We start from the raw sequence: 13,807 nt of genomic DNA on the forward strand, positions 1-13,807 counted from the left end.
ATCTGCATCCATTTGAAGCCCCTCAGGAGTTGCTGCAATGCTCAATGCCGACCAACGTGCAATCGTCAAAGCCACCGTGCCGTTGCTGGAAAGCGGCGGGGAAGCGCTGACCACCCATTTCTATAAAATGATGCTCAGTGAATACCCAGAGGTACGTCCGCTGTTCAACCAGGCTCACCAGGCCAGCGGCGATCAACCGCGGGCGCTGGCCAATGGCGTACTGATGTATGCCCGCCATATCGACCAGCTCGAGCAACTGGGCGGTTTGGTCGGGCAGATCATCAACAAGCATGTCGCCTTGCAGATCCTGCCTGAGCACTACCCGATCGTCGGTCGCTGCTTGCTGCGCGCCATCGAGGAGGTATTGGGCAAAGACATCGCCACACCTGCGGTGATCGAGGCCTGGGCCGGTGCCTACGGCCAGCTGGCCGACATCCTCATCGGCGCTGAAGAAGGCCTGTATCAGCAGAAGGAGCAGGCCACTGGCGGCTGGCGTGGCGCGCGTGAGTTTCGCTTGGTACGCCGCGAGCAGGAAAGCAGCGAGATCGTCTCGTTCTATTTTGCCGCGCAGGACGGCCAGCCGGTGCTCAAGGCCGAGCCTGGTCAGTACATCGGCCTGCAGCTGTTCATCGATGGCATCGAGCAGCGCCGCAACTATTCGCTGTCGGCACTGAGCGATGGCCAGCAGTACCGCATCAGCGTCAAGCGGGAGGCGGGCGGCAAGGTCTCCAACTATCTGCATGAGCAGCTGATGGTGGGCGATACGCTCAATCTGTTCCCACCGTCAGGCGACTTCACCCTGGCGGCTAGCGACAAGCCGTTGGTGCTGATCAGCGGTGGGGTCGGCATCACGCCGACCCTGGCCATGCTCGAAGCCGCCCTGACGACGCAGCGTCCGGTGCATTTCATTCATTGCGCACGTAATGGCGCAGTGCATGCCTTCCGCGACTGGGTAGACGCGCTGGCTGAGCGTCATCCGCAGCTCAAACGCTTTTACTGCTACGCCGAAGCGGGGCAGGGCGCAGACGCAGTGGGCTTGTTGAGCGAGCAGCAATTGGCCGCTTGGTTGCCGCAGGAGCGGGATGTCGATGCTTACTTCCTGGGGCCGAAGGCATTCATGGCGGCGGTCAAACGCCAGCTCAAAGGGTTGGGCGTGCCCGAGGCGCAGAGCCGTTACGAGTTCTTCGGGCCGGCTGCTGCGCTGGAGTAAACCCGTTGTAACAGCCGGCTCGCGCGATCACGGGCCGGCTGCAGCTTAATCTCGCTTTAATCCCGCTATCCTTCACTTGCGTGTGTCGAGGCGCCTGCGCCTGCCCGGCATTCGCCCGCCTATATACAGGGCCGTCGTTGAACTGAAGAGGTTTGGCTCGGTCCTAGTGTCTCCGGAGAGTGGCGCTTGCCGTTGTCTCGACGCATCCATGCTCATGGCCAGCGTGTAAACTGCCCAGCGGCTGGCCTGCGTGCTGTCACTCTCCCTCGAAGGAATCGGCAATGAACGAACAACTCTCGCGCCTGAACCGTGAACGGCGCTTTCTGGCCCTGCTGGGCCTGATCTGCCTGGCGCTGATTGGCGGCGCGCTGTATATGCAGATTGTCCTCGGCGAGGCGCCATGCCCGCTGTGCATCCTGCAACGCTATGCATTGCTGCTGATCGCGCTGTTTGCCTTCATCGGCGCGGCAATGCCCAACCGCCGGGGCCTGACCCTGTTCGAAGGGCTGGTGGTACTCAGTGCCATTGGCGGAATCGTTGCGGCTGGGCGCCATGTGTATATACTCGCCAACCCTGCGGTCAGTTGCGGTATCGATACCCTGCAACCGATCGTCGATGACTTGCCACTGGCCAAGGTCTGGCCACTGGCGTTCCAGGTCGAGGGTTTCTGCAGCACGCCATACCCTCCGCTGCTGGGTCTGTCGCTGGCACAATGGGCGCTGCTGGCGTTCGTGCTGACCGCGATTCTGGTGCCGGTAGGCATCTATCGCAACCGCAAACGGGCTTAGACCAAAGTACCGTTTGAGCGCAAGTCTGTTGCACGGCGAGAGAAGCCCCTTTTCTCGCCATTCGCTTGATCCAGATCAATGACAAAGCCTTGCAGGATAAGTGTTTCAGGCCTGTAGGATGGGGTGCGACAAACTGTCGCGAACCTGATTTTCCCTACTCCATTGTTACCGAATCTGCAAAAGACTGTTGCTCAATAAGTCATAGTCAAGGGTGGGCGACCTATCTACAATCGCCCCCAATTTCCGTTCGGCACTGCTTGCGAGTCGCAGGATTTGAAGGAAGCCACGGCCTCCTTTTTGCTGACTTCGTCAAGTTTCGCCCAACGGCGATACCGGGCGGACACCCCTCCGCGTTAACCCGCACCAAATGGACTTGGTACAGCTGTACGGGCCGTTTGCCTACACCATAAATACCGTTAAGCCCGCTAACCGCCCAGGTCCACGTTGAGGACCCCAGGCAGGAGCGAATTCGAGCCAAAATTGCTGACGCTTGGCAGGACGAAGTGTTGGTGACCAAAACACAAATTGCATTGAAGCAAGCTGATCTAGAGGTCGTGAGATGAGTAAAAAGCGTTACCCCAGACTGTTTGGCATATTGCCCTTTTTAGGCATGCTTTTACTCAGTGGGTGCAACTGGACCCTGCTCGACCCGAAGGGTCAGGTCGGCATTGAGCAAAAGAACCTTATCCTGATCGCTACCGGCCTGATGCTGCTGGTGGTTGTGCCGGTCATCATCATGACTTTGGCATTTGCCTGGAAGTATCGTGCTTCCAACAAGGCAGCCACCTACACCCCAGACTGGTCGCACTCGACCAAGATCGAACTGGCCGTGTGGATCATCCCGGTCATCATCATCGTTGCCTTGGGCTACGTAACCTACGTGTCCACGCACAAGCTGGATCCGTATCGTCCGCTGGATTCCGACGTGAAGCCGGTGCAGGTCGATGTGGTCGCGCTGGACTGGAAATGGCTGTTCATCTATCCGGAACAGGGCATTGCCACCGTCAACACGCTGGTCTTCCCGGCCAACACGCCGGTGAACTTCCGTGTGACCTCGGACGCTGTGATGAACTCGTTCTTCATCCCGGGTCTGGGCGGCCAGATCTACGCGATGGCGGGCATGACCACCAAACTGCACCTGATCGCCAACGAGAACGGTGTGTTTGACGGTATCAGCGCCAACTACAGCGGTGCTGGTTTCACCGGCATGAAGTTCAAGGCTACTGCCACTTCCCAGGCCGACTTCGAGAAGTGGGTTGCTGAAGTCAAGCAGTCGCCAAAAACGCTGAGCAAGGCTGAATACGAAGCCTTGGCCAAACCAAGCGAAAACCACCCAGTCACGCTGTACAGCGTGGCCTCGCCTGACCAGTTCCAGACCATCGTCGACAAGTACGAAGGCATGAACCGCGGTCGGCCGAACCACGAAGAACAAGGCAGCAAAGACCTGGCCACAACCCAGGGTGTGGAGTCGAGTAAGCAACCAGCTGCCGGGGCAGAGGAGTAAGAGATGTTCGGTAAATTAAGTCTGGAGGCGATCCCGTATCACGAGCCGATAGTCATGGTGACACTTGCCATGATCGCGCTGGGTGGTATCGCTGTAGTAGGTCTGATCACCTACTTCCGCAAGTGGACCTACTTGTGGACCGAGTGGCTGACGACTGTCGACCACAAGAAAATCGGCGTGATGTACATCATCGTCGCCATGATCATGCTGATCCGCGGCTTTGCCGACGCCATCATGATGCGTACCCAGCTGGCCGTGGCCACGGGTGGCGACACCGGCTATCTGCCGCCTGAACACTATGACCAGATCTTCACCGCGCACGGTGTGATCATGATCATCTTCATGGCGATGCCGTTCTTCACTGGTCTGATGAACCTTGCGGTTCCGCTGCAGATCGGTGCACGTGACGTGGCCTTCCCGTTCCTCAACTCCCTGAGCTTCTACCTGCTGCTGGCAGGCGTGCTGCTGGTCAACATCTCCCTGGGTGTTGGTGAGTTCGCCAAGACTGGCTGGGTTGCGTATCCGCCGCTTGCGGGTATTCAGTACAGTCCGGGCGTGGGTGTCGACTACTACATCTGGGCACTGCAGCTATCGGGGCTGGGGACAACGCTGACCGGCGTCAACTTCCTCGTCACCGTGATGAAAATGCGCGCGCCTGGCATGAAGCTGATGGACATGCCGATCTTCACCTGGACCTGCACCTGGGCCAACGTGCTGATCGTGGCTTCGTTCCCGATCCTGACCGCTGCACTCGCTCTGCTGACTGTTGACCGTTATCTGGACTTCCATATCTTCACCAACGAGCTTGGTGGGAACCCGATGATGTACGTCAACCTGTTCTGGGCGTGGGGTCACCCTGAGGTTTACATTCTGATTCTGCCGGCCTTCGGCGTGTTCTCGGAAGTTACCTCGACGTTCTCTGGCAAACGCCTGTTCGGCCACCACTCGATGATCTATGCATCGGGCGCGATCGCCATTCTCGGCTTTGCAGTTTGGCTGCACCACTTCTTCACCATGGGTGCCGGCGCGAGCGTCAACACCTTCTTCGGCCTGGCGACGATGTTGATCTCCATCCCGACCGGTGTGAAGTTGTTCAACTGGCTGTTCACCATGTATCAAGGCCGCGTGCGCTTCACCGCGCCGATGCTGTGGACCCTGGGCTTCATGGTCACCTTCTCGATCGGTGGCATGACTGGCGTTCTGCTGGCTGTTCCAGGTGCTGACTTCGTGCTGCACAACAGCCTGTTCGTTATCGCTCACTTCCACAACGTGATCATCGGTGGTGCGGTATTCGGCTACATTGCCGGCTTCGCCTTCTGGTTCCCGAAAGCCTTTGGTTTCACCCTGAACGAGAAGTGGGGCAAAGCTGCCTTCTGGTTCTGGATCTCGGGCTTCTACGTTGCGTTCATGCCGCTGTACGCCCTGGGCTTCATGGGCATGACCCGTCGTCTGAACCACACCGAAAACCCACTGTGGGAACCCTACCTGTGGGTAGCGGTAGTCGGCGCCGTGCTGATCCTGTTCGGTATCGCTTGCCAGCTGATCCAGCTGTTCGTGTCGATCCGCGATCGCAACCAGAACCTGGACGTCACTGGCGATCCATGGGGTGGTCGTACGCTGGAGTGGTCGACTTCTTCGCCGCCGCCGTTCTACAACTTCGCTCACATGCCTGAGAAAGTTGGTCTGGACGCCTGGCACGAAGCCAAGGAAGCCGAAGTTGCGTACAAGGTTCCGGCCAAGTACGAAGCGATCCACATGCCAAGCAACACCTCTACCGGTCTGTTCATGGGCCTGTTGTTGACCGTCTTCGGCTTTGCCTTCATCTGGCATATCTGGTGGCTGGTTGGCGCAAGCCTGGTAGCAACCATCGCAGTCTTCGTTCGCCACGCTGCACGTGACGACCAGGGCTACATGGTGCCGGCTGAAGAAGTGGCGCGCATCGAAGGCGAGCGCATGCAAGCGTTGGCCAAAGCAGGTGCTCTGCCTGCCGGCGCACGTGTCGAATCGTTTGAACGGGTGTAATCAATGTCCAGTCAAGTAATCCACGGTGACGCTCATGGTCATGACCATGGGCACGACGATCACCACCACGACTCGGGCCAGATGACCGTACTTGGTTTCTGGCTGTACCTGATGACCGACTGCATTCTGTTTGCGTCGCTCTTCGCCACCTACGCGGTGCTGTCCGGCGGTTTCGCCGGCGGCCCGTCGGGTCACGACATCTTCCAGCTCGACTTCGTGCTGGTTGAAACCGCGTTTCTGCTGCTGTCCTCGATCACCTTCGGCTTCGCCATGCTGAAGATGTTCGACGGCAACAAGGCAGGTGTACTGGGCTGGTTGGCTGTGACCTTCCTGTTCGGTGCTGGCTTCATCGCGATGGAAATCTATGAGTTCCATCACCTGATCTCTGAGGGTTACGGCCCGCAGCGCAGTGGCTTCCTGTCGGCGTTCTTCGCGCTGGTCGGTACCCACGGTCTGCACGTGACTGCCGGTCTGATCTGGATGGCGATCATGATGTATCAGATCAACAAGCACGGCATCACGCCGACTGCCAAGACCCGCATGAGCTGCCTGAGCCTGTTCTGGCACTTCCTCGACGTGGTCTGGATCTGCGTATTCACCGTCGTTTACCTGTTGGGGGTTCTGTAATGGCTAACGCACACGACACTCATCACGAAGGTAGCCACGGCAGCGTCAAGTCGTACATGGTCGGTTTCGTACTGTCGATCATCCTGACTGCGATCCCGTTCGGCCTGGTCATGTTCCCGACCTTTCCGAAGAACCTGACCGTCCTGATCGTGGTGGCCATGGCCGTCATTCAGGTAGTGGTACACCTGGTGTACTTCCTGCACATGGACCGCTCGAAAGAGCAGCGTTCCAATGTGTCGACGTTCCTGTTCACCGTTCTGGTAATCGCGCTGCTGGTCGGCCTGTCGCTGTGGATCATGTTCAGCATCCACTTCGAAATGATGGCCAAGTGAGGTAAGACTGCATGTCACTGAAGCACTTTATCCAAATCACCAAACCGGGGATCATTTTCGGTAACGTGCTTTCCGTGGCAGGCGGTTTCTTCCTTGCCTCCAGCGGGCATGTGGATTTCGTCCTGTTCCTGGCGGTGGTTCTCGGTACCTCGATGGTGGTGGCGTCCGGTTGCGTGTTAAACAACTGCATCGACCGTGACATCGACATCAAGATGGAGCGCACCAAGAACCGCGTGATGGTCCAGGGCGGCATGTCGCTGCCGCTGGCGCTGATTTACGCCACTCTGCTTGGGCTGGGTGGTTTCAGCTTGCTGTACGTGCAGGCCAACCCGTTGGCGGCGTACTGCGCCCTGATCGGGTTCGTCGTCTACGTCGGTTTCTACAGCCTCTGGCTGAAGCGCAAATCGGTGCACGGCACCTTGGTTGGCAGCCTGTCCGGTGCCATGCCTCCGGTGATCGGCTACTGCGCCGTGAGCAATAGCTTCGACCTGGCTGCAGTGACCCTGCTGGTGATGTTCAGCCTGTGGCAGATGCCGCACAGCTTTGCCATCGCGATCTTCCGCTTCAAGGATTACAGCGCTGCCAATATTCCGGTTCTGCCGGTGGCGCGCGGTATCCTCGCTGCGAAAAAGCAGATCGTGCTGTACGTGCTGGCATTCGTCCTCGCTACCCTGATGCTGACCCTCGGCGGTTACGCCGGGCTCGGCTACATGGCGGTTGCCGCCGGTATGGGCCTGTACTGGTTGTACATGGCCTGGGGCGGCTACAAGGCTGAAGATGACAGCAAGTGGGCGCGCAAGGTATTCGGCTTCTCTATCCTCACCGTGACCGCCTTGAGCGTGATGATGTCGGTAGACAGCCAGACTGCTGCTGACGTGTTGATGACTTACGCCCGCTGAAGACATCTGTTGTGAAGAAGCCCTGGCCGTGTGTCGGGGCTTTTTTTTGCCTTGTGCATGGCAGTTCTTCCGCCTGCTCGGCACCGCCTCACACGCCATATGGTGTGCCTCCCTAGTCCCCAGGAGACATCCAGATGAGTGTATTTACGGCCTATTTCTGTGGCACCGGTTCCACCCGCTATGACACCGCCAACCCTGATTTCTGGAACGGCGAACTGGTCTCGACGTTGGCCCACAACGACCAAGGCCGGCTCTGGGCTGAGCAAATTGCTGTCGATGGCCCAGGCAGCGGCAACCTGCAGGACGATGACCTGTTCGTCAAGCCGGGCAGTTATTTCAACTGGACCGGTCAGCTGTTTGGCCGCGGCTGGGAAGAAAACGTCGCCCACGTAGTGCAGGTGATCAAGGGCAAAACCAACTGGCAGCGCACCAAGCTCAGCAAAGAAGAGTACGAAGACCTGAAGAAACGCGGGGTTGAGGTCCCGGATGCCGAGGCTGGCTCTTCGTGGTTCTGGCGTATGTACGACTATGGCGACAGCTTTGCCAAGCAAGAGCTCTATCAGGAGATCATTACTCGCTTCCGCAAACCGCTGATTCCGACCCAGATCAATCTGGTCGGCTGGAGTCGCGGCGGCATCAGCTGCCATATGCTTGCCAATGCCTTGGCCAGCGACCCGGAACTCAAGCACATTCCGGTCAACATCTTTGCCATCGACCCCGTACCCGGGGTAGGCAATATCGACAAGCGCCGCGTACAGCTGGCCAGCAATGTGAAGGAGTACGTCGGCTTCTACTCGCGTGACGAGCGTTCAAAAGGCTTTGCCTGCGTTATACCGAGTGTGGCCGCGGCTACTCGCATCCACGTCTTCCCTATGCACGGTCGGCATGCCACGTTGGTCGGTAACGCTTCGGTCGATGGTGCCGGCGGTGGCAAGCAGCTCGATGAGCCGGGCTTGCTGGTGCGCCATTTTGCCGAAGTCTGCCTGACCCGTTGGGGCGTGAAGCTCAACAACCGGCTGCAGCTCAGCGACATCCAGTTGATGCAGTATCACAAGGAAATGATCGCAGAGAACGAGCGCTACATAGCGATGCGCGAGAAGTCCTACACGGTGGTGACAGAGGGCAGTGCAGCAGACCGCTTTGTTCACTTCGGCACCGATGAAACGTCCTTCAGCAAGGTTACCGGCAGTGCATTCAACCCCAGTGAAGGCTTGGCATTGGAGCAGGTAACCGTAGACAGCTACAAGGTACTACGCTGATCGAGCTGGCTGTTCAGCGCGCGCCACTGAGCAGCCGCTTCTGAGGAATTGTTTAATACGCCTGAAAATATATAAAAAAACAGAAAATTATCCTTTGCAGATAAATCATTTCGGCATTATTGTCTGATCTGGCCGCTACAGCGGCCAACGTCGCTCGGACGGTTCCGGGCGCTTACGTCTTCGAGGTACACATGGCCGACCAAGGTTCGCCGCGCCGCTTTGCGCGCATAGATCGTCTCCCGCCCTATGTTTTCAACATCACTGCCGAGCTGAAGATGGCTGCCCGCCGTCGTGGCGAGGACATCATTGATCTGAGCATGGGCAACCCCGATGGCGCCACGCCGCCGCACATCGTCGAGAAGCTGGTGCAGGTTGCCCAGCGTGACGACACTCATGGTTACTCCACCTCGCGCGGCATTCCGCGCCTGCGCCGGGCGATTTCGCGCTGGTATCAGGACCGCTATCAGGTCGATATCGATCCTGAGAGCGAGGCCATCGTCACCATTGGCTCGAAAGAGGGCTTGGCGCACTTGATGCTGGCCACCCTTGATCATGGCGACACGGTTCTGGTGCCCAACCCCAGTTATCCAATCCACATCTACGGTGCCGTGATCGCCGGTGCACAGGTGCGTTCGGTGCCGTTGGTGCCGGGGGTGGATTTCTTCACCGAGCTTGAGCGGGCGATCCGCGAGTCGATCCCCAAGCCGAAAATGATGATCCTCGGCTTCCCGTCCAACCCGACTGCGCAGTGTGTCGAGCTGGATTTCTTCGAGCGTGTGGTAGCGCTGGCCAAGCAATACGATGTGCTGGTCATCCACGATCTGGCCTATGCCGACATTGTCTACGACGGCTGGAAGGCCCCTTCGATCATGCAGGTGCCCGGTGCCAAGGACATCGCGGTGGAGTTCTTCACCCTGTCCAAAAGCTACAACATGGCCGGCTGGCGGATTGGTTTCATGGTCGGCAATCCTGAGCTGGTCAGCGCCTTGGGCCGGATCAAGAGCTATCACGATTACGGCACCTTCACCCCGCTGCAGGTAGCGGCCATTGCCGCCCTTGAGGGTGATCAGCAATGTGTGCGCGACATCGCCGAGCAATACCGCCAGCGCCGCAACCTGTTGGTCAAGGGCTTGCACGAGCTGGGCTGGATGGTCGAGAACCCCAAGGCCTCGATGTACATCTGGGCGAAGATACCCGAGGCGTACGCGCACCTGGGCTCGCTGGAGTTCGCGAAGAAGCTGCTGGCCGAGGCCAAGGTCTGCGTATCGCCAGGGATTGGTTTCGGCGATTACGGCGATGACCATGTGCGCTTTGCCCTGATCGAAAACCAGGACCGCATCCGTCAGGCGATCCGTGGCATTCGCCAGATGTTCCGGGCGGATGGGCTGACCGCCAAGTAACCGCTTCGTACGCTCAACAGCCAACCGACATGCCGCCGATCAGCGGCATGTTTTTTTTCATATACCCTCTTCTCAGCCACCCCCGGTTGGATCAACAATGGCGCCGCGGGCCAAGCCCCGATAACAACAACTCTCCCTCCCTGGCGATCATGTCCGAATATAACCCTTGCCTTGACTGCGGCGCGTGCTGCGGGTACTTCCGTGTGTCCTTCTTCTGGGGCGAATGCCAGTCATCGGGCGGTGTCGTGCCGGACGATCTGGTGGTGCAGATCACCCCAAGCCGGGTCGCCATGATCGGCACCGACGCCAAGCCGTGCCGCTGCATCAGCCTCGATGGCGAGATTGGCAAGCAGGTGGGGTGCAGCATCTACGCCAACCGTTCCACGCCCTGTCGCGAGTTCGAGGCGTCCTGGGTAAATGGCGTGCACAATCCCAGTTGCGACGCAGCCCGTGCTGCCTATGGGTTACCGCCGCTGGAGGCCAACGAGCCGCACTGGCCAGATGAAGGCGCCGAGGTGGCGTGATTGCACTGGGTTGAAAATGCCCGGTGACCCTGGGGTCCGACTGACGCTAGACTGTCATCTTTCCAGCGATGGACAGGAGGTCCGGCGTGACCCAGCCCCGCAGTTTCCCCTCTGACTTGCTCCTTGAAAGCCCGCGCCTGCAACTGCGCCCGATGCGTCATGCCGACGCCGCGCAGTGGTTGGAGATGATGGCCGACCCGCAGGTCATGCGTTACTGGCACCACGCCCCGTGGCAGGACCTGGCCGAGGCGCAAAGCGCTCTGGCGGCAGACCGCGAAGCGTACGCCAAGGGCGAGCAACTCAAGCTTGGCATGTACCGGCGCGACACCGGCGCGCTGATCGGCATGGTCCAGCTGTTCAACATCGACGACGTCTCCCGCCGTGGCGAAATCGGCTATTGCCTAGCCAGCAGCGTACAGGGCCGCGGCTACATGGACGAAGCACTGACCTGCTTTATCGATTACCTTGCGCACACGCTGCACCTGCGCCGCCTGGAAGGTGAAATCGACCCGCGCAATCAGGGCTCGGCACGTACCCTCGAGCGTCAGGGCTTTGTCCTTGAAGGCACCCTGCGGGCACGTTGGTGCGTGGCGGGGGAGTTGTCCGATTCGGGTATCTACGGCTTGTTGCTGGAGCCACCGGTTGCCTGATATGACGGTGAATGACGGTCGGATGAACGCCAGTCGCCCTTGGTTCCTCCAGTTGCCCACGTTCTATATCGCCCTGAGCCTGTTGCTGTTCCTCTGCAGTCTGGCGTTTGACGGTGTCTACCTGAGCGCGGGGCGGCATATGCCCGCCTTGCAGATCCTGCTATACGGGCCTTGGGGGATTCCGTTCGAGCACTACCAGTGGTTTGCCAATCCTTTGTTGGCTCTGGCCGTGCTCAGCCACCGGCGCTTTCGTCGGCTGGCACTGGTGCTGGGCCTCGCCGCGCTGTATCTGGCGGCGAGCAGCCTGGGCATCGATCGCCTGCCGGACAATCGCAGCTATGCCTTCCAGGACCTGATTGGTTTTGGCGCGGGCTTTTACCTGTGGCTGGCGGCAATCGCGTTGTTCTGCGCGGGCCAGGCCTGGTGGTGCTGGAGGGCCCGCAGTGCCGCGCAAATGCCAGGATGGCGCTGGCTCGACGTGGCTTTGATCGCCGCGTTGGGGGTGACGGTGTACGTGGCCACCGAAATGCCCTCGCTGCGCTTTCAAGTGGAAAGAGTGCTGGACCCGCCCATTCAACCGCAGGCCTTCTGACCGGTCTGTTGTCAGCGCGCAGTGCCCCACTGCACCAGCAGCATGCCGAGCACGATCATGCCCACGCCGGCCAGCCTGAGACTGTTGACGGGTTTTTCCGGCAGGCCCATCAAGCCCCACTGATCGATCAGCAATGAGGACAGTACCTGCCCGGCGATCACGCAGACGATAAACCCGGCCGCACCCAAGCGCGGTGTGAGGATCAGCGCAGCAGTGATGTACAACACGCCTGCCAATCCTCCCAGCCAGGCCCACCACGGCGCCTGGGTCAGATTCTGCAGCTGCGGCAGCGGTGCCCGCAGCACCAGCAATGCCGGTATCAGCAGCATCAGGCTGACCAATAGCGAAACCCCCGCGGCCCATAACGGATGCCCCAGCAGTCGGCCGAGGGCGGCGTTGCTGCCTGCCTGGAACGGCACAGCTGCGCCGGCCAGCAGGGCGATCAGCATGGGAAGCAGGACAGACAAGGTAAGTGCATGCGGCATTGGGATGCTCCTGAATAAATGACTGGCTGCAGTCTGTGTTATCCATTTCAATGATGGAAATTCGAACTCCGCACAGTTGGTATTCGCTAGATGGATGATCTGCGCCGCATCGACCTCAATCTGTTGCTGACCCTAAACGCGCTGCTCAGTGAGCAGCACGTGTCCCGCGCTGCATTGCGCCTGCATCGCAGTCAGCCTGCGGTGAGCCATGCGCTGGCTCAGTTGCGAGAGATCTTTGCCGATCCGCTGTTGGTGCGGCGTGGCGGCAGGCTGCAGCTGAGCCCTCGTGCGCAATCCCTGCGCGAGCCTTTGCAGCATGCGTTGCAGCAGTTGGACGGTCTGCTGGGCAGTCCTGGCTTTGAGGCCGGCAAATCGCGTCGTACTTTTCGCCTGTCGATGTCGGACTATGGCGCCAGGGTGTTGCTACCCGGCCTGTTACGGCAGGTCCGCGAAGAGGCGCCCGGGGTCGACCTGGTGGTCTCGCAGGGCAGCCGGGAAGCCATGCTGGGGCAGTTGATCGACGGAGAAGTGGATCTGGCGCTCGGCGTGTTCCCCGATTGGCCGGCTGAAGTGCAGCGCCAGGTGCTGTTCGAAGAAAGTTTTGTCTGTGTGGCCGACCGCAGGAACCTGCCGCAGCGCGCAGGGCTGAGCTTGAGTCAGTGGTTGCAGCGCCCCCACGTGCTGGTTGCGGTGCGGCCGGGCATCGACAATGAGATCGATCGCGCCCTGCAGCAGGTGGGCGAGCAACGGCGGATTGCCTTGACGCTGCCGCACTGGGGCGTAGCGCAGACACTGTTGGTTGGCACCGATCTGATACTTACGGTGGCGCGGCGCAGCCTCAGCGGGGCTCGTCTGGACCCGGCGCTGCGTATCTTCGCCCCGCCATTGGCGATCGCACCTTTTGCTTTTGCCCAGGCGTGGCATGCGCGCCGGGAAGGCGACGCCGGCCATGCCTGGTTGCGTTCGCGGGTGGCGAGCATCTGTCAGAACACGGAGTGAGCCGAGTGGGTTTGGTCTGATTGTCGCCGTTGGTAGCCGGCCTTGGGTGGGGAAGTGCTAGGCTGGTCGCCGTCACTCATCCGCGAGACTTGCTCATGCGTAACCGCACTACTATCGTCATGACCTTGATCCTGGGTTGCTCGAGCGCAGCCGCGAGCGCCGACGACTTTTCCACCCGTTATACCGAGTGTATGGACAAGGCCTCCAGTACTGTTGCCATGAGCAGCTGTATCCAAAGCGAGAGCAGCCTGCAGGATCAGCGTCTGAACCGTGTCTACAAGCAGTTGCAGGCCAAGCTTGCAGGCGATGCGCAGAAGGCCTTGCGCACGGCGCAGCGCAGCTGGATCAAGTATCGCGATGACAACTGCGCCCTCCATAGCCAGGCCAGCGGCGGCACCCTGCGCCAGATCGAGGCCGGCACATGTGTGATGGGCATGACCCGCGACCGTGCCGCGGAGCTTGAGCGGATACTCAGCCCGGGGCAATGACTGGCTGGCCTTGATTAGTCTGTGGTTA

General features: G+C 59.8%; 16 protein-coding genes (1 of these 16 only partly in view). 14 read left to right on the plus strand and 2 right to left on the minus strand.

All coding sequences use genetic code 11. The annotated features are described in order from the left end of the window. The first annotated feature begins 37 nt into the window (after nt 1-37). The 12 genes from hmpA (at nt 38) to CXQ80_RS03845 (ending at nt 11,807) form a co-directional block, all read left to right on the plus strand. Nucleotides 38-1,210: an NO-inducible flavohemoprotein gene (hmpA, locus tag CXQ80_RS03790; RefSeq protein ID WP_101316634.1), complete on the plus strand. Its 1,173-nt coding sequence runs from the start codon at nt 38-40 to the stop codon at nt 1,208-1,210. 281 nt (nt 1,211-1,491) lie between these two features. Further along, nucleotides 1,492-1,998: a disulfide bond formation protein B gene (locus tag CXQ80_RS03795; RefSeq protein WP_101316636.1), complete on the plus strand. Its 507-nt coding sequence runs from the start codon at nt 1,492-1,494 to the stop codon at nt 1,996-1,998. A gap of 559 nt (nt 1,999-2,557) precedes the next feature. After that, entirely contained in the window at nt 2,558-3,502 is a 945-nt protein-coding gene (gene cyoA, locus CXQ80_RS03800; protein WP_101316638.1) for a ubiquinol oxidase subunit II, read from the plus strand. A gap of 3 nt (nt 3,503-3,505) precedes the next feature. Continuing rightward, entirely contained in the window at nt 3,506-5,524 is a 2,019-nt protein-coding gene (cyoB, locus tag CXQ80_RS03805; protein WP_101316640.1) for a cytochrome o ubiquinol oxidase subunit I, read from the plus strand. A gap of 3 nt (nt 5,525-5,527) precedes the next feature. Beyond that, nucleotides 5,528-6,151, plus strand: a complete 624-nt coding sequence (locus tag CXQ80_RS03810; RefSeq protein WP_101316642.1) for a cytochrome o ubiquinol oxidase subunit III — start codon at nt 5,528-5,530, stop codon at nt 6,149-6,151. Then, nucleotides 6,151-6,483, plus strand: coding sequence for a cytochrome o ubiquinol oxidase subunit IV (gene cyoD / locus CXQ80_RS03815; RefSeq protein WP_101316644.1), 333 nt, complete (start codon nt 6,151-6,153; stop codon nt 6,481-6,483). The genes CXQ80_RS03810 and cyoD overlap by 1 nt, the downstream gene beginning before the upstream one ends. Before the next feature lie 11 nt (nt 6,484-6,494). Then, nucleotides 6,495-7,382, plus strand: a complete 888-nt coding sequence (gene cyoE / locus CXQ80_RS03820; protein ID WP_101316646.1) for a heme o synthase — start codon at nt 6,495-6,497, stop codon at nt 7,380-7,382. Between the two features lie 134 nt (nt 7,383-7,516). Then, nucleotides 7,517-8,641: a hypothetical protein gene (locus CXQ80_RS03825; RefSeq protein ID WP_101316648.1), complete on the plus strand. Its 1,125-nt coding sequence runs from the start codon at nt 7,517-7,519 to the stop codon at nt 8,639-8,641. Between the two features lie 191 nt (nt 8,642-8,832). Next, a complete protein-coding gene (alaC, locus tag CXQ80_RS03830; protein WP_101316650.1) occupies nt 8,833-10,041 on the plus strand; it encodes an alanine transaminase in 1,209 nt (402 codons plus the stop codon). Nucleotides 10,042-10,190: 149 nt separating this feature from the next. Next, a complete protein-coding gene (locus CXQ80_RS03835) occupies nt 10,191-10,565 on the plus strand; it encodes a YkgJ family cysteine cluster protein (protein ID WP_101316652.1) in 375 nt (124 codons plus the stop codon). 86 nt (nt 10,566-10,651) lie between these two features. Further along, a complete protein-coding gene (locus CXQ80_RS03840; RefSeq protein ID WP_101316654.1) occupies nt 10,652-11,215 on the plus strand; it encodes a GNAT family N-acetyltransferase in 564 nt (187 codons plus the stop codon). A 52-nt stretch (nt 11,216-11,267) separates the two neighbouring features. Beyond that, nucleotides 11,268-11,807 carry a hypothetical protein gene (locus CXQ80_RS03845; RefSeq protein WP_101322944.1) on the plus strand — a complete coding sequence of 180 codons (540 nt, stop codon included), beginning with the start codon at nt 11,268-11,270 and terminating at the stop codon, nt 11,805-11,807. Between the two features lie 11 nt (nt 11,808-11,818). Here the strand turns inward: CXQ80_RS03845 and CXQ80_RS03850 are convergent, their stop codons facing one another. Beyond that, complete coding sequence (locus tag CXQ80_RS03850) at nt 11,819-12,292, minus strand: DMT family transporter (protein ID WP_101316656.1); 474 nt, start codon at nt 12,290-12,292, stop codon at nt 11,819-11,821. 90 nt (nt 12,293-12,382) lie between these two features. Between CXQ80_RS03850 and CXQ80_RS03855 the strand changes: the two genes are divergently transcribed. Together CXQ80_RS03855 and CXQ80_RS03860 are read left to right on the plus strand one after the other, a co-directional pair. Further along, the gene (locus CXQ80_RS03855; protein ID WP_101316658.1) at nt 12,383-13,291 is read left to right on the plus strand and encodes a LysR family transcriptional regulator; all 909 of its coding nucleotides are present in this window, start codon (nt 12,383-12,385) and stop codon (nt 13,289-13,291) included. A 95-nt stretch (nt 13,292-13,386) separates the two neighbouring features. Further along, nucleotides 13,387-13,779 carry a lysozyme inhibitor LprI family protein gene (locus CXQ80_RS03860; RefSeq protein ID WP_256585688.1) on the plus strand — a complete coding sequence of 131 codons (393 nt, stop codon included), beginning with the start codon at nt 13,387-13,389 and terminating at the stop codon, nt 13,777-13,779. A gap of 14 nt (nt 13,780-13,793) precedes the next feature. Here the strand turns inward: CXQ80_RS03860 and CXQ80_RS03865 are convergent, their stop codons facing one another. Then, nucleotides 13,794-13,807, minus strand: partial view of a bestrophin family protein gene (locus CXQ80_RS03865; protein ID WP_101322946.1) — the 3' portion only. 880 nt of this gene lie beyond the right edge of the window; 14 of the gene's 894 nt are visible here — the last part of the coding sequence; its start codon lies beyond the right edge, outside the window; it ends in the stop codon at nt 13,794-13,796.

Origin of the sequence: Pseudomonas sp. 02C 26, assembly GCF_002843585.1 — a bacterium.
GTDB lineage: Bacteria > Pseudomonadota > Gammaproteobacteria > Pseudomonadales > Pseudomonadaceae > Aquipseudomonas > Aquipseudomonas shirazensis.